Genomic DNA, 22,968 nt, shown 5'->3' with positions numbered 1-22,968 from the left:
ATTCTTTGAAGTATTCAGGGATGCAAATGAAACAGCATGCAATCGCTTCGCCGCCGTGCGGCGGAATTACGCTTGTCGAAACGCTGGTCGTGGTCGCGCTGCTGGCGGTGGTCGTGCTATGGGCGACTCCTTCGTTCGTAGCGTGGCAGGTGCGGGATCAGGTCGATGCCCGCGCAAAGGCGCTCGTGTCGACGCTCGGCTATGCGCGCAGCGAGGCTTTGCGTCGCGGCGCTCGCGTGACCGTATGCCGGGCAGATGCGGCGCGGCACTGCCTGGCCGCCGGGCAACCGTGCGGCACGGGCCCGACCGACTGGTCTTGCGGCTGGGCGGTACTGGCGGATCGAGGCGGCACTCTTACGTTGCTGCGCGCCCATCCCTCGCTTCCATCGGTGAGCATTGTGGGTACGCAGACGAATCTGACGTTCACGCCGCCCGCGGGTCAGTTGATCGGCACTTTCCGCAGTTTCGACATTGCGCCGCGTGCGCCATCGAAAGCGACTCAGGGCGATAAGTGGCGGCGCTGCATTCGCATTGCTGCGGGTGGTCGGACGCGGATTGCAGAAGGTGCGTGCGGGGCGGCGTCATGAGTCGGCTCATCGAACCATCTTTGGCGCAAGCACCATCGCAGCGTTGCCGCAGCAAGTGCGGCGGCAGCTCGTTGATCGAAGTGATGCTGGCCGTCGCAGTGCTCGCGGTCACGGCACTCGGTTTGATCGCCGGGCAGTTGTGGACAGCGCGCGAGGCCCGGGCAATGTCGATGCGGGAACAGGCCGCGTGGATAGTCGATTCGGTGGCTGAGGCGATGTCTGCGCCGTCAGGCAACGAGGCGGCGCTCGCGTGGTGGAACTCGCGCGCGGCAACAGTGTTGCCGCGCGGCGACGCGTCGGTCGTCGCGACAGGTGGCGTGTCGGCGGCTCGCGTGACATGGTCGGCTTCGCAGAACTTGCCGCGCACAAACGACGTGATCGACAAGACCGAGCCGTGTGGCGGAGTGAGCGCGCCCGTGGGCTTCTCGTGCATCGCACTGGCGTTCGTCAAATGATGTCGCGCTTGCATCGTGCGTGCGGTCATACGTTGGTCGAGTTTGTTATTGCCGTCGCGCTGGGGCTCGTGGTGACCGCAGGGACGGTGTCGCTCTATACGACGCAGCGCGCAGCCTTTGAGCGCGCGAGCAACGGGCTGCGAATCCGCGAGGCCGGTTGGACGGCGCTGACCGTTGTCGGGCAGCAGTTGCAAATGGCAGGGTTCGTGCCGGCAGACGCTTCGCAATACCGCGCACCGGCGCCATTGTTCGGCTGTTCCGGCGGTCACCCCGCCGGCACGGATGACAGCCGTCTGACCTGCGAGACATTGCCTGGTAAATCAGACGGCGTCGCGGTGCGATATGTCGGCGATAGCGTGTCGACGTGGCCGTCATCCACGGGACAAACAACGGACTGTCTCGGACAAGCCGTGACCAGCAGCAGTGCTGCGCTTGGCGAGCGCGGCGTGCCGGTGGTCAATCGCTTCTACGCCAAGGCGAGCGGCTCGACCGGCGAGCCGGAGCTCTATTGCGAAGGCAATGGCAAGACAGGCTCTGCGCAACCGCTGGTCGAAGGCGTCGAGCGGCTGCGCATCAGGTATTGGCTGGCCGGCGCGGTGAATTCAATCGACGCGTCGGCGGTAATGCCCGACCAGTGGGCGAGCGTTGTCGCGGTCGATCTGTGTGTGCTCGTGCGGGGCGCGTCCCAAGGGCAGCGCTCGCGCTATGCGGATTGCGATGGCGTCAGCAGCATTGCGAGCGACCTGCGTCCGCGGCAGGCATTCTGGCGACGGATCGCGCTGCGTAACTACGTGGAGGCTGTTTCGTGACTGACACACCCGGCAGAACGGCGTGCCGCTGCGTCGCTCATGCGTTGTGCGGCTGCTCGCAGCAATTGGCGACGTTGCAGGTGGCGCGTGCTAGCCCGAGGCGTCGTGCTTCGCGTCCACACCGCCACGCGCATCGCACGCGTTGCCGCGGCGCCGTGCTGCCCATCGTTTTGCTGATTTCGGCGATGCTGCTGGCGACATCGGTGGCCTGGTTCGAAGCATCGGTCGCGGCTGCGCGTAGCGCCGTCAATGTGCGCGACTGCTTGCAGGCATTCCATGCTGCCGACTCGGCATTGAGCTTGTGTGCCCGCAGCGTCGTTGCAGGTACGGGCATCGGCGCATTGGCATCGCCGCCAGTCGCCCACGAGCCGACTCAGTGGAAAGTCGAAGCTACGTTCGAGGCCGCAGCCGCGACACCCGTCGCTCAGTGGCCCGGGGCACTGCGCGCGCCGCAATGCATGGTCGAAGGATGGAGTCTGCCGGCTCGCCCCGACGCGCGGGCGTACCTGCTGACATCGCGCGGGTATGGCATGAACAAGGACTCGCAGGTATGGCTGCAAATGGAACTTGTTATCGACGGCGACAGGATCGAACGCCATTGGCGGCGCGTCGCCGCGCGGCCATTTTAGTGAGGCATAGATGAGAAGGGCGCACGTATCCGCATTCACCTTGCTCGAGCTGATTATCACTCTCGCGATAGTCGCGGTGCTGGCCGTCCTTGCCGTGCCGTCGTATCGCAACCACGTCGTACGAACGCATCGGGTCGACGCGGCATCGGCGCTGTTTCGGGCGGCGCAGTTCGTCGAAGGTGCAGCAAGTGACAGCATTGCCGCGTTGCCGCCGGGCCTCGATCAGGCTCCGCAATTCGGCACGGCTGTCTATCGGCTGCATGTACTGCCGGCGGACGATGCTAACGGCGGTTATTCAATTGAAGCGGCCCCGGACGAATCGGGGTCGATGCGCGATGACCCGTGTGGCGTCTTCACGCTCGACGCAACAGGGATGCGAAGTAACAAGAATGTCGCGAACGGGTCGGCACCGTCCACCGGGCAGTGTTGGGGCACTGGCTAGCAAGAGCTACGAAGTCGCCACACGCGGCAGTGCGTTCGTTGACGGCCAGGAGAGCAGGCAACCACTGGGCGCTCAAGTAATCAGCCAACAACCCGGCACGTCACCTTTCGTCGCCCGAACCGCCCGAACCATACGATGCACGCGACTCCCCCTTGATCTGCTGCCACACGCGGTACGCTTCCCACGCGGCAAGCGCAAGGCCACCCCATTTCAGCGCGGGTTTTGCGCCAGCAGCAACGGTCGCACGCAGCGGCTTCGCGAGGACGAGCGAGGCGAACGAACTGACTAGCGGATATTGTTTGAGGAGCGCGCCGATGGTCCCGGCGTTCAGGAAATTCGCTTTAGAGCCTGTGCCCATGCGCAATCCGCCGAAGCCCGGCACGATGAACTTGAGCCAACTGAAGTGTGTGACGGCTTCGCGCAATTCGATCGTCGCCTGGGCCAATTCCATGCGCTCGACGTCCGCGCGCACGAGCAGCAATTCCTTGCGTAGCGCTCGCAAGTGCGGCGCGCTAAGGTCTCTCGCCGGCTGGCGCTTGTTGCGGAATGCGGAACTTGAATGGCTCTGGCTCATGGCGTATCGGCATTATGGAGGGCTAGGAACAGCGCACGGAACGGCACAACGAGCGGCGCAAAGAACGGCACAAAGAACGGCATGAGAAGAGTGGGTGCAACCAAAGCGCTTCACATGCGCTACACAACCGGTTCACGAACTTGCCAATCGACAAAAAACGTCTCGCGCTCCGTGCGCTCGCGCTGCTACGGTCTACGAAATACGTCGCGGTCTTTTTCGAATTCGGCGATGGTGGACTCGAAGACCATCGGCGCATTACGCAGACCACTGCGCGCTTTTAGCGCGCAGATCAGTCCGGCAATCGCATAAACCAGTGTGATGCCGGCAAGCGCCTGCCACCGGTATGTGTCCCAGAACGCGATGGCGACCAGCGCGGTAAGAGCGATCAGGGCCATGGTGGTCAGCATCATCGCCGCAAGGCCAAGAAAGAGCACGCCCAGAAGGCGGTCTTTTTCCTCAGCCAGTTCAATGCCGACCAGTTCAAGGCGTGTTTGCAGAATGGCAGACACCGAACCGATGATGCGGCGTAACGGGCTATGTAGTTCGCGCTGCGAATGTGTGTCGGTCGTCATGGCTGTGGGCGTTGCGCGTGGTGGCCTAAGCGGCGCGTGCAAACGTGCGCGCCAAGATAAGCGGACCGGCCGGACATGCGCCGGTCCGCTTGATTCGCTGGCAAGCCGGACTTAGTTCGTCCGGCAACGTGCAATGGTGTTACTTGCGGTTGATCAGCAGACCCAGCAACACGCCGGCGCCCGCAGCAATGCCGATGGATGCCCACGGATGCTCGTGAACGTAGTCGTCGGTTGCGCGAGCAGCCTTCTTGCCTTTCTCGACCACGACGACTTGCACGTCGGCAGCTTTTTCCCGGGCTTGCTTCAGACGGGACAGCGCCGTTTCGCGCAGTTCCGAAGCGCGCTCGCCCGTTGCGCTTGCGGCCTGTTTCAGCAGGTCTTCCGCGTCCGCGAGGACGGTTTTGATATCCGACATCAATCTCTCCTTGTTGACTTCCGACATTGACTGCTCCCCTTTTCGTCTCACGCCACGCGTGAATCCTAACCAAAGAAACGGCGGCTGGCGAGCGCACTGCCCGGTCTGCGGAGCCGAACGCACGAACCGTTCCCGGCGAGGCTCAACACTTCCGGACAACATCTGCATGACTCTCACAGATGATGTTAGTGCATGATTGAGTTGATCTGTCCCGCAAAGTTTCCACTAAATCGGCGAAAATTACAAAAAGGCATAAAGTAGTGAGCCGATGTTCGTTCGTCATGTACGGTCGCTGCCGTATGCTTTATCTTTGCCAAGCGCTGCGGGCAAATGCTCGCGCTGGTGTCCGAATACTTAAGGAGATGCACATGAGTCTACGTCTTGGCGATACCGCACCGGATTTCGAGCAGGAATCCAGTATCGGCCGCATCAAGTTTCATGAATGGCTCGGCGACAGCTGGGGCGTGCTGTTCTCGCACCCGGCCGACTTTACGCCGGTCTGCACCACGGAACTCGGCCTGACTGCCAAGCTCGCCGAGGAATTCGAGAAGCGCAACGTGAAGACCATTGCGTTGTCGGTCGACAGTGCCGAGTCGCACAAGGAGTGGATCAAGGACATCAACGAGACGCAGGCCGCCAACGTCGGATTTCCGATTCTGGCCGATGGCGACCGCAAAGTGTCCGAGTTGTACGACATGATTCACCCGAACGCCAATGAAACGCTCACGGTCCGCTCGCTGTTCATCATCGATCCGAAGAAGAAGGTGCGTCTGATCATTACGTACCCGGCAAGCACGGGGCGCAACTTCGACGAAGTGCTGCGCGTAATCGATTCGCTTCAGCTCACCGACAACCACTCGGTTGCAACGCCCGGCAACTGGAAGCAGGGCGACGACGTCGTGATCGTGCCGTCGCTGAAGGACGAAGAGGTGATCAAACAGAAATTCCCGAAAGGCTACAAGGCGCTGCGTCCGTATCTGCGCATGACGCCGCAGCCGAACAAGTAAGCGCGGGCTTGGCGCAAGGCCGAAGGCATTAAAAGGCAGAAAGTCGAAAGCAGAAAGGCGGAAGCCGAAAGTCGCGCCATACACGGACAAAAGGCCGGTTCATCGCGAACCGGCCTTTTACTTTTGACGCAGGAGCAAACCGCGCTGCGACAAACCTCGGTTTGCCGTCAGAAAGGCTTTAGAAAAACGCCTGGATGCCCGTTTGCGCGCGTCCGAGAATCAGCGCGTGAATGTCGTGCGTGCCTTCGTAGGTGTTGACCACTTCGAGATTCACCAGATGCCGCGCGATGCCGAACTCGTCGGAGATCCCGTTCCCGCCCAGCATGTCCCGCGCGAGCCGCGCAATGTCGAGTGCCTTGCCGCATGAATTGCGTTTCATGATCGACGTGATCTCGACGGCCGCCGTGCCTTCATCCTTCATACGACCGAGGCGCAGCACGCCTTGCAGCCCGAGCGTGATCTCCGTCTGCATATCGGCGAGTTTTTTCTGGATCAACTGGTTTGCCGCGAGCGGCCGGCCGAACTGCTTACGGTCGAGCACGTACTGACGCGCGGTGTGCCAGCAGGATTCCGCGGCTCCCAGCGCGCCCCACGCGATGCCGTAGCGGGCTGAGTTCAGGCACGTGAACGGACCGCGCAGGCCGCTCACTTCTGGAAAGCGGTTTTCTTCCGGTACGAACACTTCGTCGAGCACGATCTCGCCGGTGATCGACGCGCGCAGGCCCACCTTGCTATGGATGGTCGGCGCTGAGAGTCCCTTCCGACCCTTCTCGAGGATGAAGCCGCGAATCGCGTCCTTGCCGTTTTCCTCGAGCTTGGCCCACACCACGAAAACGTCGGCGATCGGCGAATTGGTGATCCACATTTTCGAGCCCGACAGCGAATAGCCGCCGTCGACCTTCTTTGCTCGCGTCACCATGCTGCCCGGATCCGAGCCATGATTCGGCTCGGTCAGTCCGAAGCAGCCGATCCATTCGCCGGTGGCGAGCTTCGGCAGGTATTTCTGCTTCTGTGCCTCGGAGCCGAACTCGTAGATCGGCACCATGACCAGCGAAGACTGGACCGACATCATTGACCGGTAGCCGGAGTCGACGCGCTCCACTTCACGCGCGATCAAGCCATACGCCACGTAGTTCAGCCCGGGACCGCCGTATTGCTCCGGAATGGTCGGACCGAGCAGGCCCAGTTCGCCCATTTCGCGGAAGATTTCGATGTCGGTCTTCTCGTGACGGAACGCTTCCAGCACGCGCGGCTGCAGCTTGTCCTGCGCATACGCCGCGGCGGCGTCGCGCACCATGCGTTCGTCTTCGGTGAGCTGCTGATCCAGCAACAGCGGGTCTTCCCAGTGAAACTGCGCGGCCTCGGCCATGACGTATCTCCTGATTCTTTGCTTGATTCAAGCTTGACTAGAGTTCCGCTATGCAGAACAATGTTTTGCAAACCACGACTGAGTGTATCACCCGATGACGCCCGCATCCACTGTGTCCGATCCGCTCGACGAGCGCAAATTCGTTGTCGCCCTCGCACGCGGGCTCGATTTGCTGCGCGCATTCAAGCCTGGCGAAACGATGCTCGGGAATCGGGACTTCGTCGAACGCACGGGTTTGCCCAAGGCGACTGTGAACCGTCTCGCCTATACGCTGACCGTGCTCGGCTATCTTCGGCTCGATGAGGCGTTGGGAAAGTACGCGCTCGATGCAGGGGTGCTGTCGCTCGGGTTTGCGCTGCTCTCGGGCACCGACACGCTCGAACTCGCCCGCCCGCACATGCGCGGGTTTGCGCGCGAGGTAGGCGCGGCTGTTTCGCTTGGCTGCCGTGACGGGCTCGACATGATCTACCTCGACACGATACGCAGCGAAACCGCGCTGACGCTCGGCCTCGCGCCCGGCTCGAAACTGTCGATGCTGACGAGTTCCATGGGTCGCGCATATCTCGCTGTGCAACCTGTCGACGCGCGCGCCGCGTTGCTTGCGGAACTCAGGAAAGCGGCGGGGAGGGGCGGTGCGGCGCTGGTGGCCGACGCCGTGAAGGAAATCGCCGCCTTCGAAAAGGAGCGTTGCTGCTATTCGTTCCGCGCCTGGCACGACGACGTCAACGCGGTTGCCGTGCCGTTTCGCGAGCCGCGCGAAGGGCGCTGGCTCGTGCTCAGTTGCAGCGGGCCGGCTTCGTCGATGGGAGAAGACGTGTTTCGGGAGAAGGTTGCGCCGCGGCTCAAAGCGCTTGCGCGGCGCCTCGGTGACGCTGGCTGAGGATTCGCGTTCGAGCCGAGTGGCTTGCATCAAGCGCATCGACCGCATCATCCGCATCAATCGGATCAAGCCAGGGGAACCGCCCCGAGCGGATCAAGCCAACCCGCGAATCAAGCCGCGCGGTCGTGATAATGCGCATTGAACAGCGGCCCTTGCACGAAGCGCACATCGTATTGCTGCAACGCTTCGAATTGCGGTTCGTCCATCACGCGATTGAAGATCAGCGGAATCCGCAGCCGGCTCGCGTATCCCACTAACGGCTTGACCGTCGCGTCGCGCAACGCGGTCGCCGCATCCATCTTGATGAAGTCCAGCCGAGCGGTGTCCGAGACCGACAGAATCTGCCCCGCGTTGGACAGGTTGCCTGCCACCTTGAAGCCGTAGTGCTGATAGCTCTTGGTCAAATAGCCGAGAAACGTCTTATGCGCGACCGCGGCTGCCGGCAGTTCGATCACTATCCTCGACGGGTTCAACCCGAACGACGTGAGCACGCTCGAAAAGTGCCGCCCGTGATCGTATTTCACGCTCTTCAGAAGCCGCTCGTGTACGCGTAGAAATAGCAGCCCGTGCCGTTGTGCGCCGAAGAAATTGACCGAGTGGAGCGCGCGCGACATGCGGTCGAGCGCAACGACTTCCTGGTCGTCGGCGATGCGGTCGAACGCGTCGAACATATCGAACGGCGCGGCGTCGAGCCGTTGCGTGACAGCCTGGAAGCCCAACTCATCGCCGAAACGGTCGACGTTTTCCACGTCCGACGACATCGATTGCGCCAGCGCATGCACGCTGATATCGAAGATCGGTTCGTAGGCGCTCGTGAGCTCGAGGTCGTGGAACCGGGCGAGCGCAATCTCGCCGTGCGCGCCATGTCCCATCGCCAGATGTGTGCCGAGGAACGGTTGCTCAGAGGCGCGGGCAACGAGGCTGGGAATGGTCGGCGGAATCATTTAGGCGAATGGGTCAGGTGAGTGGTGCGTTCGCTCGAGACTCCAGACAGAGCTCATGCGCCGCATGCTTCGATGGTAGCAGTCCGCATCGCGCGCACATGAACAAAATGCTGCTAACGATATCCGCCAGCCCTTGCCTGGCGGCGGCGCCGCGCGTTTGTTGTCCCGCTTCCAGGGTATACGTTAATTTCACTTAACGTAATTAGTTTTACCATGCGTAAATTGCCGCGCGACTGACGAGAGCCGACTCGCGCCGTTTCGTGCAATTTGCATTGGCCCGCAGCCGCCGACATTCCAACCATTACACGCGGAGACAATTCCCATGAGCGCCAAGCCGGCATCAGCCGCCACTAACGTGATCGAAGTCGAGCGGGTGCTCGGCGAGACGCATCACCCGGCATTCCAGTTCATGCTGCTCGCGCTGTGCGGACTCTGCCTCGTGATCGACGGCTTCGACGCGCAGGCCATGGGTTACGTCGCGCCGAGCGTGATCGGCGAATGGCATGTGTCGAAGGCGGCGCTCGGCCCGGTATTCAGCGCAAGCCTGTTCGGCATGCTGCTCGGGGCATTGGGGCTGTCGGTGCTGGCGGACCGCATCGGTCGGCGTCCGGTGCTGATCGGTGCAACGTTTTTCTTTGCGCTGTCGATGCTGGCCACGCCGTTTGTCTCGACGATTCCCGCATTGATCGCGCTGCGCTTCATCACGGGCCTCGGCCTCGGTTGCATCATGCCGAACGCGATGGCGCTAGTAGGCGAATTTTCGACGCCCGCGCATCGCGTCAAGCGCATGATGCTGGTGTCGTGCGGCTTCACGTTGGGCGCGGCGCTGGGCGGCTTCATCAGCGCTGCGCTGATTCCGGCCTACGGCTGGCGCGCGGTGTTCTGGGTCGGCGGCGCGGTGCCGTTGGTGCTGGCGGTCGCCATGCTCGTCGCGCTGCCCGAGTCGTTGCAATTTCTCGTACTGAAGGGCCGCAGCGAGCGCGCGTTGCGCTGGCTCGCGAAGTTCAATCCCAGCCTGCCGATCGATGCGAACACACGCGTCGTCGTGCGCGAGAAGGGCAATGCCGGTGCGCCGGTCGCGGAGTTGTTCCGCGCGGGGCGTGCTCCGGTCACCTTGATTCTGTGGGCGATCAGTTTCATGAACCTGATCGATCTGTACTTTCTGTCGAACTGGCTGCCGACCGTCATGCGCGATGCCGGCTATTCGCCGGGCACCGCGGTGATCGTCGGCACGGTGTTGCAGACTGGCGGCGTGGTCGGCACGTTGCTGCTCGGCTGGTTCATCGAACGCTTTGGTTTCGTGCGCGTGCTGTTCGTGTGCTTCGCGGGCGCGGCACTCGCTGTCGGCACCATCGGCAGCGTGGCGCATGCTTTGCCGTGGCTGCTGATCGTTGTGTTTGCGGGCGGCTTCTGTGTAGTCGGCGGGCAGCCAGCGGTGAACGCGCTCGCAGGCCACTTTTATCCGACCACACTGCGATCGACGGGCATCGGCTGGAGCCTCGGAATCGGGCGTATCGGCTCGGTAATCGGGCCGCTGGTCGGCGGTCAGCTGATCGCGCTGAACTGGTCGAACGAATCGCTGTTCCATGCGGCCGCGGTGCCGGTGCTGTGTTCCGCGTTGCTGGTGATCGCGCTCGCCGCGGCGACGCGGCAACGCAGCCGCCCGTCCGAACCGCAAACCGCGTGAAGTGATGTCTAGGGTCAACGGAGAATCTTGCATGGATACCTCAACACGTCAGCCGAATACCGTCAGGTCGCGGCTCGAGATCGAACCCGGCTATCAGTCGGGCTTCGGCAACGAATTTGCGACCGAGGCTTTACCGGGTGCGCTGCCTGAAGGGCGCAATTCGCCACAGCGCGCGGCCTATGGTTTGTATGCCGAGCAGTTGTCCGGCACCGCTTTCACCGCACCGCGCGGGCACAATCGGCGCACCTGGCTGTACCGCATTCGTCCCGCGGCAGTGCATAAGCCGTTCACGCCGTTGCCTTCGGAGCGGCTCGTCGCGAATTTCGCCGAAGTGCCGCCGACGCCGCCAAATCAGCTGCGCTGGGACGCATTGCCGATGCCAGGCGAGCCGACGGATTTCGTCGACGGCTGGGTGACGATGGCGGGCAACGGCGCCGCCGAATCGATGAGCGGCTGCGCGATTCACCTGTACGCGGCGAACCGCTCGATGACGGACCGTTTCTTCTACAGTGCCGACGGCGAGTTGCTGATCGTGCCGCAGGAAGGGCGCCTCGATATCGCGACGGAACTGGGCCGGCTCGAAGTGGGGCCGTTCGAGATCGCGGTGATTCCGCGCGGCGTGCGCTTCGCGGTGAGCTTGCCGGACGGCACGGCGCGCGGCTACATCTGCGAAAACTTCGGCGCGTTGCTTCGCTTGCCGGACCTCGGGCCAATCGGCTCGAACGGCCTTGCCCATCCGCGCGACTTCCTCACGCCGCATGCGGCTTACGAGGACCGCGAAGGCGACTTCGAACTCGTCGCGAAGATGAACGGCAATCTGTGGCGCGCGGATATTGGACATTCGCCGCTCGACGTGGTCGCGTGGCACGGCAATTACGCGCCGTATAAATACGACTTGCGGCGCTTCAACACCATCGGCTCGATTAGCTTCGACCATCCGGACCCGTCGATCTTTCTGGTGTTGCAATCGCAAACCGACACGCCGGGCGTGGATTCGCTCGACTTCGTGATCTTCCCGCCGCGCTGGCTCGCCGCCGAAGACACGTTCCGCCCGCCATGGTTTCATCGCAATGTCGCGAGCGAATTCATGGGACTCGTGCACGGCGTCTACGACGCGAAGGCCGAGGGCTTCGTGCCGGGTGGCGCGAGCCTGCATAACTGCATGTCCGGCCACGGCCCGGACGCGGATACATTCGAGAAAGCTTCGCACAGCGATACGTCGAAGCCGGTCAAGGTCGGCGACACCATGGCGTTCATGTTCGAAACCAGGACGCTGATCAAGCCGACCCGTTTTGCGCTCGAGACTGCGCAACTTCAGGCGCACTACTACGAGTGCTGGCAAGGTCTTAAGAAACACTTCAACCCGGAGCAACGATGAGCGCATTGAGCGATCTTCAGGCGACGCTCGATCCGTCGCGTAGAAGTTGGGTGCAGTCGGCCAACGAACCGAGCAACGATTTTTCGATTCAGAACTTGCCGTTCGGCATTTTCAGCGACAGCAAAGACGACACGCCGCGCGTGGGCGTTGCGATTGGCGATGAGATCGTCGGTCTGGCCGCGCTGGAAGCGGCGGGATTGCTCACGGTGCCCTCGAAGGGCGGCGTTTTCGCGCGCGATACCTTGAACGAGTTCATCGCGCTCGGCCGCGACGCATGGCGCAGCGTGCGCATCCAGTTGAGCAATCTGCTTTCGCGCGACACCGCGACTTTGCGTGACGACGCTGCGTTGCGCGCGGAGGCGCTGGTGCGTCAGGCCGACGCGCGGCTCCATCTGCCCGTGCAAATTCCAGGCTACACGGATTTCTATTCGTCGAAGGAGCACGCAACGAATGTCGGCTCCATGTTCCGCAATCCGAAGGATGCGCTGCTGCCGAACTGGTCCGAGATGCCGATTGGCTACAACGGACGCGCGTCGTCGGTCGTGGTGAGCGGCACGCCGGTGCGCCGGCCGAACGGTCAATTGAAGCTGCCCGATCAGGAGCGTCCCGTGTTCGGCGCGTGCCGTAAGCTGGACATCGAGCTGGAGACCGGCTTCGTGATCGGCGGCGGCAACGCATTGGGCGAGCCGATCGCCTGTACCGATGCCGAAGCGCATATCTTCGGCATGGTGCTGTTGAACGACTGGAGTGCGCGCGACATCCAGCAATGGGAGTACGTGCCGCTCGGCCCGTTCAATTCAAAATCATTCACGACCACCATTTCGCCGTGGATCGTCACGCTGGATGCGCTCGAGCCTTTCCGCGTCGCACAGCCCGTGCAGGAGCCGGAGCCGCTTGCGTATCTGCGGCACGACGGCGAGCATGCATTCGACATAGCGCTGGAAGTAAAACTACGTCCGCAAGGCGCGAAACAGGCCACGACCATTGCGCGAACCAACTTCAAGTACATGTACTGGACGATGGCTCAGCAACTCGCGCATCACACGGTGGGGGGGTGCAACACGCGAGTGGGCGACCTGATGGGCTCGGGCACGATCAGCGGGCCGACGGAAGACTCATACGGCAGCCTGCTCGAACTCACGTGGAACGGCAAGAAGCCGCTGGAATTGAACGAGGGCGGCACGCGCAGCTTTATCGAAGACGGCGACGAGTTGACGCTCTCGGGTTGGTGCCAGGCAGACGGTTATCGCGTGGGGTTTGGAACGTGCGTCGGCGAGATTCTGCCGGCGAAGGCGTGAGGTAGAAACGGCCGCGCTAGCGCGAAGCGCGCCGGCATGAACCGGCGCGAGCCCGCGCGGGCCGCTGTCAACCCGCCACCGCCATCCGCTGCGTGCGCCGGTCGATGGACACCGACCACAGCGTGAGCACGAGCGCCCCGATCGAGGTGGCGACGCCGACCCACGGCAGCGTGGTCAACGGCGCGCCCGCGCCGATCGCCATGCCGCCGAGCCATGCGCCGGTTGCGTTGCCGAGGTTGAATGCGCCCTGGTTCAACGTCGACGCAAGATTCGGCGCGTCGCTCGCGCGGTTGACGATCAGCATCTGCAATGGCGGCACGATTGCAAATGCCAGAACACCCCAAACGAAAACGGTGATCATTGCCGGAACTTCGGCATGCATGGTGCCTGCGAAGATCGCGAGAATCACGACGATGGCGAGCAGAAAGGCCACAAGCGACGGCATCAGGCGCCAGTCGGCGAGCTTGCCGCCAAGCGTGCTGCCGACCGTCAGGCCGAGCCCGAACAGCAGCAGCACGAGTGTGACGGCGTGCGGCGTGAAGCCGGTCACGTCTTCGAGAATCGGCGTGATGTACGTGAACGTGGAGAAGAGGCTCGCTGAAGCGAGCACGCTGATGCCGAGCACCATCAACACCTGCGGATTTTTCAGCACGCTGAATTCGCGCACGAGGCTCGCCTTCTGCATCTCGATCTGCGCCGGCAGGCACACGGCGAGCGCGGCAGCTGCGGCAATGCCGATGGCCGTCACGGCCCAGAAGGTCGCGCGCCAGCCGACAGCCTGGCCGAGCGCGGTGCCGAGCGGCACGCCGAGCACATTCGCGAGCGTGAGGCCGGTGAACATCAGCGCGATGGCCTGCGCGCGGCGGTTCGGCGCGACGAGACCCGCGGCGACCACCGAGCCGATGCCGAAGAACGCGCCATGGCAGAACGCCGTGACGATCCGCGCGGCCATCAACACCGCATAGCCCGGCGCCAACGCGCACAGCAGATTGCCGACGATGAATACGCCGATCAGGCTCATCAGCGCTTTCTTGCGCGGCATGTTGGCGACCGCGATTGCCACGATCGGTGCGCCGATGGTCACGCCAAGCGCGTATGCCGAGACCAGCATGCCCGCTGCCGGGATCGAGACAGACAGGTCGCGGGCGACGTTGGGCAACAGCCCCATGATGACAAATTCGGTGGTGCCGATGCCAAAGGCGGCAACGGCAAGAGCAAGCAGGGGCAAAGGCATGGCGGCAGACGGTGGATCGGCGCGGCGCGAAGCGTCGCGCGGCCGGCGCGCGTTTTCGGGACGAGAGCGCATGCGCCGTGCGGGATGCAAAACAGTCAGGGATTCTACCTAAGTCAAAACGATAGTGCTGAGCGCCGATGCACATGTTGTTTTTCGCTGAACACCGCGGGATTCCACGCCGCTTGAGTGTGTACGACCCGCGGTGCCGATAGCTGCAGCCACTCCTTTTCCGCGCCCCGCTAGTTGCTTCCTTCATGCGAATCCGGCGTCTCGCCGTGACGTCCAGCGCCTTTTGCAAAACGCGCGGCACCGGCGATACCTTCGTCGAATACAGCCCGATATCCGCCGGCGCCTTCGCGCTGGAGTGCCTCGGCCAGGTCGCCGAGCATGCTGTTTTCGAGCACCGAAAGGCGGTCAGCCAGTAGCGCCGCCTGCGGAATGCTGCGAGATCCGCGGCCAGTTGCTCTGCCGCAGCGCGCGCCTCGCCCCTTGCGACCACACGGTTAACGAGGCCGAAACCGAGCGCTTCCTGGGCGCTCACCGCACGTCCCGTCAGAATCAGATCGAGCGCGCGCGACATGCCGATCAGCCGCGGCAAGCGGATCGTGCCGCCGTCGATCAACGGAATGCCGACGCGCCGGCAGAACACGCCGAGCACCGCATCGTCCTCCGCGACACGTAGGTCGCACATCGCAGCCAGTTCCAGGCCGCCTGCCACCGCATAGCCCGCGATGGCCGCGATGACCGGCTTCGTGGAGCTCGTGCGCGTCGGTCCCATTGGGCCAGGTCCGCTGCCGTCTGCGTGTATTTCGTTGCGGAGGTTTTCGTCCGCCAGCGCGCTCAGATCCGCGCCCGCGCAAAAGGTGCCGCCTGCGCCGAACAGCACTGCGGCGCGCCACGCCGGTTCAGCCTCGAAGCATTGGAACGCGGCGCTCAAAGCGTCGGCGACAACGCGGTCGACAGCATTCCGCCGCTCGGGGCGCTCAAGCACGACCGTTGCTACGCCGTTATCCTGGTTAGCCTCTATGCGCACATATCGATTGAAATTCAGGGTGTCTTTCATCGTTGTGTCCTTGAAGGTCCGCGTTCGCCCGTCAGTTCGGGCGCTTGTGCCGCGCTCGTCGGCACTCATGCAGAGCAGTTAATACCGTGGCTTGACATGCTTCTTTCACAATCGACTCGTAGCGTTAGCGCTCTCTTAACGCGCTGGCGAACCTTCGCCGGCTCTTCGAGCCTGCCTTTGCCTCTAATCAATTCATCGTCCGGAACTGCGCCGGCCTGCGCTGAGACGGCCTGGATCGTGCCGCTGCATCAACATTCATGGTACGACCATGTGCGCCTGAAACGCGTGTTCGTCGCCGACGGCACCCGGCATCAGGTCGTGCTGGTCGACGTGCGCAAGCTGCTTGCCTGCGCCGATCGCGACAACACCGACTACGTTCTGAAGCCTATCGCCGAATGGCATGCGGGCAAGGTGCGGGGCATTCGCGAATTTCTCGATCCGGACAATCCTCGTATTCCGCAGATGCCCTACGTGACGATTTGCACGCGCCGCGCACCGGGTCTACTGGGTTGGTTCGGTTTCGAGCGCGAGGGTGTGGTGGCGTTTCGCAATGGCCAGCATCGCGCACGTTATCTTGCCGACGCCGGCGCACGCTGGTTTCCGGTGGAAGTGCACGAGCGCGAGGCGGCCTTGCTGCGTGAGATGTGCGGTGCGCCGGACGACGCCCGCACCGCGATCCGCCCCGTTTCGCTGAAGGTCGGCGGCGTCTAGCTTGCTGTGCCCGCTGCGCTCGTTGTGCCCGTTGCAGAGACCGTGTTGCGAGGCACACCCGTTTGCCAGGCGGCGACGTTATCGAGCGTGGTCTGCGCGATCTCGTTCATCGCCTCGCGTGTGAAAAACGCCTGGTGCGCGGTCACGATGACGTTCGGGAACATCAGCAGACGCGCGAGCACGTCGTCTTGCAGCGGGAGATTCGAATGGTCTTCGAAGAAGAGACCGCCTTCTTCCTCGTAGACGTCGAGCCCCAGATGGCCAAGCTGGCCGTCCTTCAGTGCACCGACCAGCGCATTGCTCTCGACGAGTCCGCCGCGCCCCGTGTTGATCAGCATAGCGCCGCGCTTCATTTTGGCCAGCGCGGCGGCGTCGATCAGATGGTAGGTCGACGGCACCAACGGACAGTGCAAACTCACGATGTCCGATTCCGCCAGAAGCGTGTCGAGCGCGACGTAGCGCGCGCCGAGCGCGAGCAGGTCGCTCGCGGGCGTGCCGGGGTCGTGCGCGAGAACACGCATGCCGAAGCCCGCCATGATGCGGCCGAACACGCGGCCAATCATGCCGGTGCCTATCACTCCCACCGTCTTGCCGTGTAAATCGAAACCGAGCAGTCCATGCAGCGAGAAATCGCCTTCCCGTGTACGGGCGACGGCGCGCGGAATGCGCCGGTTCAGCGCGAGGATCAGGCCCACTGCGTGCTCGGCCACCGCGTGCGGCGAATAGGCGGGCACCCGGGCGACCGCGATGCCGAGACGTTCAGCCGTTGCGAGGTCCACGTGGTTGAAGCCCGCCGAACGCAAGGCAATCATCCGCGTGCCGCCTGCATATAGCCGCTCCAGCACGGCCGCGTCGACCAAGTCGTTGACGAATGGGCACACCACCTCGTAGCCCTGCGCCAGAACAGCAGTTTCGCTGTCCAGATGCGATTCCTGGAAATGCAGCTCATAGCCATGGCGGCTGTTCGCTCCAGTGAAAGTTTCGATGTCGTACTGGCGGCTGCTGAAGAGAATGATGCGCATCGCGTATCCCCATGAACGTTTCGCGGCGCTCGCGAATTCCCGGCTAATGCCGACGAGTCAAGTCTGCCTGGAGCGAATGAGTATAAGGGAGCTATCGCAATAAGCAATGCGCTAAAGCGAATGCGGATGGAGTTTGTTTAGGTCCGCGCTCTGTGAAGTCAAGTGTTCATGGCAAAAAAATAGCATTGACAGGGATACTAAACTTTCATAATTTAAAAAAGCTCGTGAATCACCGCTCCATTCATGAGTAAAGGCATTTCGTGCAAACCGCACTTGCGGTGTTTCACCCTGCCGGGCGCATCAAGCGAAGTCCGGTCAGCAATTTGTTCCGTCTAATGACGCAGTAGTCAGCGCGGCATTCGTGATTTGCTGCGCGCTATCTTTGCGCCATATGACGCCATTCCATCTTTTCCGCGGGATAGCTGATTTAAGTCAACTATCGACAACTGCAACGGGCTTAATTTCTCTACGTAGATATTTAGCAATTTGCGAATAAATTCAAAAATCGGCTAGTCAACATGATCGGTGAATTGCTGAGGACTCAACCGGAGATCGCTCTGTTCACGAGCCTCGCAATCGGCTATTTGATTGGCTCTTTTCGTATTGGTCCTATCCAGCTGGGCGGTGTTTGCGGCACATTGATCGTTGCGTTGTTACTTGGCCAGACAGGCGCGCGCCTCGCGCCCGATCTGAAGAACATCGCCTTCGCATTGTTCATCTTTGCGCTGGGCTTCACCGGTGGGCCGCAATTCTTCGCCAATATCGGTCGGGGGTGGCGCTATGGGCTGCTGTCAGTGGTCGAGATCGTGTCGGTGCTCGTGCTGATCATGATCGCGGTGACCGTCATGCGGCTCGATGCCGGCACTGCGGCTGGTCTGCTGGCCGGCGCGGCGACGGAGTCGGCCGTGATCGGCACGGCCTCCGAGGCGATTGCCAGGCTCGGCTTCGACGAAGCGCAGACGCTGCGTCTGCAAGCCAACATCGTCACCGCGTACAGCGTGAGTTACCTGTTCGGGCTGATCACTATCGTCCTCTTCACGAGCCAGTTTGCACCTTTGCTGTTGCGCATCGATTTGCGCGAGGAGGCGGCGCGCGTATGGCGCAAGCTAGGCGGCGACGGAGCGTTGAGCGAGGGCCAGCATGCCGCCGCACCGGCGCTGGTGGGCCGCGTTTTTCGCATCGGCGCGGCGCATGGTGCGACAGTTCTCACCATCGAACAGCAGCACGGCTTCAATCTCACCATTGAGCAGGTGCGGCGCAACGGCGCGAATGTGCCGGTAGATCCGCACCTCGCGCTGGCCTCGGGCGACATTGTGCTCGTCGCGGGCCGCCGCGAAGCGATCGTCGCCGCGGCGCCCGATCTCGGCGATGAAGTCGACGGCGCCGGCTTCGGCCAGGTGCTTGCCGAGAAACTCGACGTCGTGTTGACACGGCGCGACGCGCACGGTCTCACGGTTGCCCAGATGCGTGAGCGGGCACCGCCGGACGAGGCGCGTGGCGTCTATATCGCGGCCGTCACGCGACTGGAGACGACGATACCCGCGTTGCCCGGCACCGAACTGAATCGCGGCGACGTGCTGACGCTGGTCGGCGCCAAGGCCGATGTCGAGCGCGGCGCGCGGCGTCTCGGCTATGTGCTCGTCGCAACGCAAAAGACCGACTTCGTCTATCTGGGCCTCGGCGTGCTGGTCGGCATGGCGATTGGCCACCTGGGCGGGCGCATCGGCGGCGTATCGCTCGCATTGGGCACCGGCGGCGGCTGTTTGTTGTCCGGGCTGCTGTTCGGCTGGATCCGCTCGCGCCATCCGCTCGTCGGCTCGCTGCCTCCGGCGGCTGCGCAGATTCTCAAGGACTTCGGGCTCGCCACGTTCATCGCCGCGGTGGGATTGTCGGCGGGACCGGACGCCATCAAGCTGGTGCGCGAATACGGCCTCGCGCTGCCCGCAGCCGGCATTCTGATGGTGCTCGTGCCGGGGCTGCTGTCGTTGTGGATTGGCCGCATGTTCCTCAAGCTCGAAACGCCGATGCTGCTCGGCGCCATCGCCGGTCAGCAGTGCAGCACGCCGGCAATCACCGCGCTCGTCGGTGTGACCGGCAACTCCACGCCGGTGATCGGCTACACGATCACCTACGCGCTTTCCAACATCTTTCTGCCGTTGATGGGACCGGTCGTGGTCGGCCTGGCCGGCAAGCTCAGCTAGCCGGTCGGATTCACCGCGCGGGGGTCGAACACCCGCGGCGGGCAGTGTCGGGTAATTAGCATCGCAAACTATTCAGCGAGGACATGATGGACTGGCTACATCACATATTCCAGAAATCACCTGAGATCGCGCTGTTTTTGTCGCTCGCGGCTGGCTACTTCATTGGCCAGATCAACTTCGGCAAGTTCCAGCTGGGCGGCGTCGGCGGATCGCTGCTGGCGGCGGTGGTGATCAGTCAGGCAGGCGTGACGATCGACAACGGCGTGAAGTCGGTGATGTTCGCCGTATTCATCTACGCGGTCGGCTACGACTCCGGTCCGGGTTTCTTCAATTCGCTGAACCGCAAGACGCTGCGGGAAATCGCGATGGCCGTTTTCCTCGCGGTCACCGCGCTGATCACTGTGGTGGTCTGCGCAAAGCTGTTCCACCTGAACAAGGGGCTGGCGGCCGGGCTCGCTGGCGGCGCGCTGACGCAGTCGGCGATCATCGGCACTGCGGGCGACGCGATCGCGCGCCTAGGGCTGCCCGCCGACGAGGTGAAATCGCTGCAATCCGACGTTGCGATCGCCTATGCGGTGACGTACGTGTTCGGCTCGCTCGGCGCGATCATCGTATGCGTGAATATTTTGCCGAAGTTCATGGGGCAGAGTCTGCGCGATGCCTCCATCGAAGCAGAACGGGAGCTCACCGCGGGCGCGCCGGCTCGCGGGCCAGGACAGCTTCTGGCGTTGCCGGAACTGGTAGGGCGCGCGTACCGGATTGACGTCAGCGCGGGCAAGACGGTGAAGCAGGTCGAGACGCTGCATCGCGACATGCTGACAATCGAGCGCGTCAAGCGAGGCGGCCATACGCTCGATCCCACACCCGACCTGGTACTGGATCACAACGATGTCGTGCTCGTCGTGGGCCGTCGCGAAGCCGTCGTCGAGTTCGGCTCGAACGGCAGCGAAGTTGCAGACATTGGCGATGTCGGCGTCGTCATGCAAACGCGCGAAGGCGTATTCACCCGCAAAGGCATGAACCACACGACGATCGCGGCCGCGAGGGAAATGGTGGATCGCGACATGCGCCATGGCGTCTACCTGCAGGGCGTGACGCGCGCCGGGCAGCCGCTGCCGCTGCTGCCGGAAACCCATCTGGAACATGGCGACGTGCTGACGTTTTATGGCTCGCCGAAAGACACCAAGCGCGCCGTGGAAGCCGCGGGTTACGAGCTGCCGTACAGCAACAAGACCGATTTCATCTACATGGGCGTCGGTCTCGTGCTCGGCTTGCTGATCGGGCTCATCGTTATCAACGTGGGTGGAATTCCGCTCACGCTCGGTTCAGGCGGCGGCTGTCTGCTCGCCGGCCTGCTGTTCGGCTGGATGCGCGGCAAGCACCCCATGTACGGCGTGATGCCCACGGCAGCCTCGCAACTGCTGAAGGACTTCGGGCTCGCGGCCTTCGTCGCCGTGGTCGGTCTGAATTCCGGCCTGCAGGCCGTGGTCACGGTCAAGCAGAGCGGTATGACGATCTTCCTGCTCGGCGTGTTCGTCACGCTGTTCCCGCTCCTGCTCACGATGCTGTTCGGCCGCTACGTGCTTCGCTACAACAACGCGGCCATTCTGGCAGGTGCGCTGTCGGGCTCACGTAGTGCGAATCCGGCTTTTGGCGGCGTGCTGGACAAGGCGGAAAGCGCGGTGCCGACCGTGCCGTTCGCCATTACCTATGCAATCGCGAACGTCGCGTTGACGTTGCTCGGCCCGCTCGTGGTGGGACTCGTGTAGCAAACGCGTTGTATCGATCTCTTCGCGCCGGCCGCGGCATCGCGCTAATCAATGCCCGGCGGCGTCTTTCATCTGGCTCAGGAGAACACATCATGGCAAAAGAGAAGGACGACAAGAAACATGGCGACATGGCACAGCCGGGTCTTGCCGCGCTCAGCCCGTTCGAGCTGAAGGACGAACTCATCAAGGCTGCGGGCGGGGGCGCAGTCGAGCGGCCAGCCAATGCGTCGATGCTGAACGCCGGTCGGGGCAACCCGAATTTTCTCGCAACGATACCGCGCCACGGCTTCTGGCAGCTCGGGCTCTTCGCCATGCGCGAGTCGGAGCGCTCGTTCGCTTATATGCCTGAAGGCGTCGGCGGATTTCCGCGGCGCGAAGGCCTCGAAGAGCGCTTTGACCTGTTCCTGCGCGAAAACAAAGGCGTCGCGGGGATCGACTTCTTGCGCGGCGCGGTATCGTACGTGCGCGATCAGCTGGGGCTTTCCGCCGGCGACTTCCTTTATGAAATGTGCGAGGGGATTCTCGGATCGAACTATCCGGTGCCCGACCGGATGCTCAAGCTATCCGAAGTTATCGTCGGACAATATCTGCGCCGGGAGATGATCGGCCGGCATCCGTTCGTCGGCGAATTCGACGTGTTCGCGGTGGAGGGCGGCACGGCGGCCATGACGTACATCTTCAACACGATGCGCGAGAATCACCTGATCAAGCCGGGGGACACCATCGCGCTCGGCATGCCGATCTTCACACCGTACATCGAGATTCCGCGGCTGAACGACTACCAGTTGAATGTGGTGAATCTGAACGCCGGTGTTGAGAATGGCTGGCAGTACACCAAAGAAGAACTCGACAAGCTGCGCGATCCGAAAGTGAAGGCCTTCTTTCTCGTGAATCCGAGCAATCCGCCTTCGGTGAAAATGGACGACGAGAGCCTGCAGTACATTGCCGACATCGTCAAGGAACGGCCCGATCTGATTCTGCTCACCGACGACGTGTACGGAACATTCGCCGACGATTTCGTGTCGCTGTTCGCGCTTGCGCCGAAGAACACGATTCTCGTGTACTCGTACTCCAAATATTTCGGTGCGACCGGCTGGCGTCTCGGAACCATTGCGACGCATCGCGACAACGTGCTCGACAGGCTGATTTCGGAACTGCCGAAAGACGTGAAGAAGCAGTTGCACGAACGTTATGAGTCGATCACCACAGAGCCTGAAAAGCTTAAATTCATCGACCGTCTGGTGGCCGACAGCCGCACCGTCGCGCTGAATCACACGGCGGGGCTGTCGACGCCGCAGCAGGTGCAGATGGTGTTGTTCTCGCTGTTCTCGCTGATGGATACGCCCGACGCATACAAGAACGCGCTGAAGCGCCTGATCCGCAAGCGCAAGCAGGCGCTTTATGAGGAGGTCGGCATTGCATTCGACGACAGCGACCCGAACCAGGTCGACTACTACACGATTCTCGACGCCGAGTACCTTGGCGAACGGATGTTCGGGCGCGAGTTCGTCGATTGGCAGTTGAAGAGCACGCAGCCTACCGAATTGCTGTTCCGGCTCGCGCGCGAGGCTCGGGTGGTGCTGTTGCCGGGGCTCGGCTTCGGCACGCAGCATGCGTCGGGGCGTGTGTCGCTGGCCAACCTCAACGAGTCGGACTACCGGCAGATCGGACGCGCGGTGCGGCGGCTGATCGAAGAATACGTCGAGCGTTTCAATGCGGAAACCGGCAAGAAGCTCGATAAGACCAAGGTGAAGTGAGGTTTTGCCGCGGTGCGGCCAGGCGCGTCGCCTACGCGCGTTTGCGGCGCCCGCCGGTAAGGCACGGTCAAAAAACTTGCGCAATTGCTCGGATCGGTGAATGATCGGACGACGGCCTCGCCAGTGTCATAGCTGGCGAGGCCGTTGGCTCCTGTGCATTCCATC

The 22,968-nt window shown here is 62.7% G+C and carries 21 protein-coding genes and 1 pseudogene; 14 read left to right on the top strand and 8 right to left on the bottom strand.

The window, feature by feature from the left end:
* The first annotated feature begins 26 nt into the window (after positions 1-26).
* From SB753_RS18740 to SB753_RS18720, 5 genes are all read left to right on the top strand, one after another.
* Positions 27-587: a GspH/FimT family pseudopilin gene (locus SB753_RS18740; protein WP_410801266.1), complete on the top strand. Its 561-nt coding sequence runs from the start codon at positions 27-29 to the stop codon at positions 585-587.
* On the top strand, positions 584-1,042 hold the full coding sequence (locus SB753_RS18735) for a prepilin-type N-terminal cleavage/methylation domain-containing protein (RefSeq protein WP_410801264.1): 459 nt from the start codon (positions 584-586) through the stop codon (positions 1,040-1,042). The genes SB753_RS18740 and SB753_RS18735 overlap by 4 nt, the downstream gene beginning before the upstream one ends.
* Positions 1,042-1,851, top strand: a complete 810-nt coding sequence (locus SB753_RS18730) for a PilW family protein (protein ID WP_410801376.1) — start codon at positions 1,042-1,044, stop codon at positions 1,849-1,851. Before SB753_RS18735 ends, SB753_RS18730 begins: the two co-directional genes overlap by 1 nt.
* Positions 1,852-2,006: 155 nt before the next feature.
* Entirely contained in the window at positions 2,007-2,480 is a 474-nt protein-coding gene (locus tag SB753_RS18725) for a hypothetical protein (protein ID WP_410801262.1), read from the top strand.
* 10 nt (positions 2,481-2,490) lie between these two features.
* Positions 2,491-2,922, top strand: coding sequence for a type IV pilin protein (locus tag SB753_RS18720; RefSeq protein WP_410801260.1), 432 nt, complete (start codon positions 2,491-2,493; stop codon positions 2,920-2,922).
* A 100-nt stretch (positions 2,923-3,022) separates the two neighbouring features.
* Here the strand turns inward: SB753_RS18720 and SB753_RS18715 are convergent, their stop codons facing one another.
* The 3 genes from SB753_RS18715 to SB753_RS18705 all read right to left on the bottom strand — a co-directional run bounded on the left by SB753_RS18715 (position 3,023) and on the right by SB753_RS18705 (position 4,510).
* Positions 3,023-3,496, bottom strand: a complete 474-nt coding sequence (locus SB753_RS18715) for a DUF3318 domain-containing protein (protein ID WP_410801258.1) — start codon at positions 3,494-3,496, stop codon at positions 3,023-3,025.
* A gap of 185 nt (positions 3,497-3,681) precedes the next feature.
* Positions 3,682-4,068, bottom strand: coding sequence for a phage holin family protein (locus SB753_RS18710; RefSeq protein ID WP_410801256.1), 387 nt, complete (start codon positions 4,066-4,068; stop codon positions 3,682-3,684).
* Between the two features lie 139 nt (positions 4,069-4,207).
* Complete coding sequence (locus SB753_RS18705) at positions 4,208-4,510, bottom strand: YqjD family protein (RefSeq protein ID WP_006047848.1); 303 nt, start codon at positions 4,508-4,510, stop codon at positions 4,208-4,210.
* A gap of 341 nt (positions 4,511-4,851) precedes the next feature.
* Between SB753_RS18705 and SB753_RS18700 the strand changes: the two genes are divergently transcribed.
* Entirely contained in the window at positions 4,852-5,490 is a 639-nt protein-coding gene (locus SB753_RS18700; protein ID WP_408484339.1) for a peroxiredoxin, read from the top strand.
* A gap of 178 nt (positions 5,491-5,668) precedes the next feature.
* Here the strand turns inward: SB753_RS18700 and SB753_RS18695 are convergent, their stop codons facing one another.
* A complete protein-coding gene (locus SB753_RS18695) occupies positions 5,669-6,859 on the bottom strand; it encodes an acyl-CoA dehydrogenase (RefSeq protein ID WP_410801253.1) in 1,191 nt (396 codons plus the stop codon).
* A 94-nt stretch (positions 6,860-6,953) separates the two neighbouring features.
* Between SB753_RS18695 and SB753_RS18690 the strand changes: the two genes are divergently transcribed.
* The gene (locus SB753_RS18690; RefSeq protein WP_408127436.1) at positions 6,954-7,739 is read left to right on the top strand and encodes an IclR family transcriptional regulator; all 786 of its coding nucleotides are present in this window, start codon (positions 6,954-6,956) and stop codon (positions 7,737-7,739) included.
* A 110-nt stretch (positions 7,740-7,849) separates the two neighbouring features.
* On the opposite strand, the gene SB753_RS18685 is transcribed toward SB753_RS18690, so the two are convergent.
* On the bottom strand, positions 7,850-8,683 hold the full coding sequence (locus SB753_RS18685) for a diguanylate phosphodiesterase (protein ID WP_410801251.1): 834 nt from the start codon (positions 8,681-8,683) through the stop codon (positions 7,850-7,852).
* 322 nt (positions 8,684-9,005) lie between these two features.
* On the opposite strand from SB753_RS18685, the gene SB753_RS18680 reads away from it, so the two are divergent.
* Genes SB753_RS18680 through fahA form a run of 3 tightly spaced genes read left to right on the top strand, consistent with a single transcriptional unit; the run spans position 9,006 to position 13,046 of the window.
* Positions 9,006-10,370, top strand: coding sequence for an MFS transporter (locus SB753_RS18680; protein ID WP_020069745.1), 1,365 nt, complete (start codon positions 9,006-9,008; stop codon positions 10,368-10,370).
* Positions 10,371-10,401: 31 nt separating this feature from the next.
* On the top strand, positions 10,402-11,748 hold the full coding sequence (gene hmgA / locus SB753_RS18675) for a homogentisate 1,2-dioxygenase (protein ID WP_410801249.1): 1,347 nt from the start codon (positions 10,402-10,404) through the stop codon (positions 11,746-11,748).
* A complete protein-coding gene (fahA, locus tag SB753_RS18670; protein ID WP_410801247.1) occupies positions 11,745-13,046 on the top strand; it encodes a fumarylacetoacetase in 1,302 nt (433 codons plus the stop codon). Before hmgA ends, fahA begins: the two co-directional genes overlap by 4 nt.
* Before the next feature lie 67 nt (positions 13,047-13,113).
* On the opposite strand, the gene SB753_RS18665 is transcribed toward fahA, so the two are convergent.
* Both SB753_RS18665 and SB753_RS18660 read right to left on the bottom strand, forming a co-directional pair.
* A complete protein-coding gene (locus SB753_RS18665; RefSeq protein ID WP_410801374.1) occupies positions 13,114-14,280 on the bottom strand; it encodes an MFS transporter in 1,167 nt (388 codons plus the stop codon).
* A 239-nt stretch (positions 14,281-14,519) separates the two neighbouring features.
* A pseudogene (locus SB753_RS18660) lies at positions 14,520-15,343 on the bottom strand (crotonase/enoyl-CoA hydratase family protein).
* A gap of 96 nt (positions 15,344-15,439) precedes the next feature.
* Here SB753_RS18660 and SB753_RS18655 point away from each other — a divergent pair.
* Positions 15,440-16,054, top strand: a complete 615-nt coding sequence (locus tag SB753_RS18655) for a plasmid fertility inhibition factor family protein (protein ID WP_410801245.1) — start codon at positions 15,440-15,442, stop codon at positions 16,052-16,054.
* On the opposite strand, the gene SB753_RS18650 is transcribed toward SB753_RS18655, so the two are convergent.
* Positions 16,051-17,076 (bottom strand): 2-hydroxyacid dehydrogenase, encoded by a 1,026-nt coding sequence (locus SB753_RS18650; RefSeq protein WP_310065756.1) that lies wholly within the window; start codon positions 17,074-17,076, stop codon positions 16,051-16,053. The two genes, SB753_RS18655 and SB753_RS18650, sit on opposite strands and share 4 nt — an antisense overlap.
* 518 nt (positions 17,077-17,594) lie before the next feature.
* On the opposite strand from SB753_RS18650, the gene aspT (SB753_RS18645) reads away from it, so the two are divergent.
* The 3 genes from aspT (SB753_RS18645) (at position 17,595) to SB753_RS18635 (ending at position 22,803) form a co-directional block, all read left to right on the top strand.
* Positions 17,595-19,277 (top strand): aspartate-alanine antiporter, encoded by a 1,683-nt coding sequence (gene aspT / locus SB753_RS18645; protein ID WP_410801243.1) that lies wholly within the window; start codon positions 17,595-17,597, stop codon positions 19,275-19,277.
* Positions 19,278-19,363: 86 nt separating this feature from the next.
* Positions 19,364-21,046: an aspartate-alanine antiporter gene (gene aspT, locus SB753_RS18640; protein WP_410801372.1), complete on the top strand. Its 1,683-nt coding sequence runs from the start codon at positions 19,364-19,366 to the stop codon at positions 21,044-21,046.
* A gap of 92 nt (positions 21,047-21,138) precedes the next feature.
* Entirely contained in the window at positions 21,139-22,803 is a 1,665-nt protein-coding gene (locus SB753_RS18635; RefSeq protein ID WP_020069754.1) for a bifunctional aspartate transaminase/aspartate 4-decarboxylase, read from the top strand.
* Positions 22,804-22,968: the final 165 nt, after the last annotated feature.

The organism is Paraburkholderia sp. SIMBA_053, assembly GCF_046534895.1.
Classification (GTDB): Bacteria; Pseudomonadota; Gammaproteobacteria; order Burkholderiales; family Burkholderiaceae; genus Paraburkholderia; species Paraburkholderia caledonica.
Note: the sequence above shows the minus strand (reverse complement) of the source record. Positions and strands in the feature narration are given on the sequence as shown.

Excerpts from the sequence above, each read along its gene's own strand:
- SB753_RS18690 (WP_408127436.1), top strand. The coding sequence starts at position 6,954 with ATGACGCCCGCATCCACTGTGTCCGATCCGCTCGACGAGCGCAAATTC.
- fahA (WP_410801247.1), top strand. The coding sequence starts at position 11,745 with ATGAGCGCATTGAGCGATCTTCAGGCGACGCTCGATCCGTCGCGTAGA.
- SB753_RS18740 (WP_410801266.1), top strand. The coding sequence starts at position 27 with ATGAAACAGCATGCAATCGCTTCGCCGCCGTGCGGCGGAATTACGCTT.
- SB753_RS18715 (WP_410801258.1), bottom strand. The coding sequence starts at position 3,496 with ATGAGCCAGAGCCATTCAAGTTCCGCATTCCGCAACAAGCGCCAGCCG.
- SB753_RS18650 (WP_310065756.1), bottom strand. The coding sequence starts at position 17,076 with ATGCGCATCATTCTCTTCAGCAGCCGCCAGTACGACATCGAAACTTTC.
- SB753_RS18730 (WP_410801376.1), top strand. The coding sequence starts at position 1,042 with ATGTCGCGCTTGCATCGTGCGTGCGGTCATACGTTGGTCGAGTTTGTT.
- aspT (WP_410801243.1), top strand. The coding sequence starts at position 17,595 with ATGATCGGTGAATTGCTGAGGACTCAACCGGAGATCGCTCTGTTCACG.
- SB753_RS18700 (WP_408484339.1), top strand. The coding sequence starts at position 4,852 with ATGAGTCTACGTCTTGGCGATACCGCACCGGATTTCGAGCAGGAATCC.
- aspT (WP_410801372.1), top strand. The coding sequence starts at position 19,364 with ATGGACTGGCTACATCACATATTCCAGAAATCACCTGAGATCGCGCTG.
- SB753_RS18665 (WP_410801374.1), bottom strand. The coding sequence starts at position 14,280 with ATGCCTTTGCCCCTGCTTGCTCTTGCCGTTGCCGCCTTTGGCATCGGC.
- SB753_RS18705 (WP_006047848.1), bottom strand. The coding sequence starts at position 4,510 with ATGTCGGAAGTCAACAAGGAGAGATTGATGTCGGATATCAAAACCGTC.
- SB753_RS18720 (WP_410801260.1), top strand. The coding sequence starts at position 2,491 with ATGAGAAGGGCGCACGTATCCGCATTCACCTTGCTCGAGCTGATTATC.
- SB753_RS18685 (WP_410801251.1), bottom strand. The coding sequence starts at position 8,683 with ATGATTCCGCCGACCATTCCCAGCCTCGTTGCCCGCGCCTCTGAGCAA.
- SB753_RS18735 (WP_410801264.1), top strand. The coding sequence starts at position 584 with ATGAGTCGGCTCATCGAACCATCTTTGGCGCAAGCACCATCGCAGCGT.
- SB753_RS18635 (WP_020069754.1), top strand. The coding sequence starts at position 21,139 with ATGGCAAAAGAGAAGGACGACAAGAAACATGGCGACATGGCACAGCCG.
- SB753_RS18710 (WP_410801256.1), bottom strand. The coding sequence starts at position 4,068 with ATGACGACCGACACACATTCGCAGCGCGAACTACATAGCCCGTTACGC.
- SB753_RS18695 (WP_410801253.1), bottom strand. The coding sequence starts at position 6,859 with ATGGCCGAGGCCGCGCAGTTTCACTGGGAAGACCCGCTGTTGCTGGAT.
- SB753_RS18655 (WP_410801245.1), top strand. The coding sequence starts at position 15,440 with ATGCTTCTTTCACAATCGACTCGTAGCGTTAGCGCTCTCTTAACGCGC.
- SB753_RS18680 (WP_020069745.1), top strand. The coding sequence starts at position 9,006 with ATGAGCGCCAAGCCGGCATCAGCCGCCACTAACGTGATCGAAGTCGAG.
- hmgA (WP_410801249.1), top strand. The coding sequence starts at position 10,402 with ATGGATACCTCAACACGTCAGCCGAATACCGTCAGGTCGCGGCTCGAG.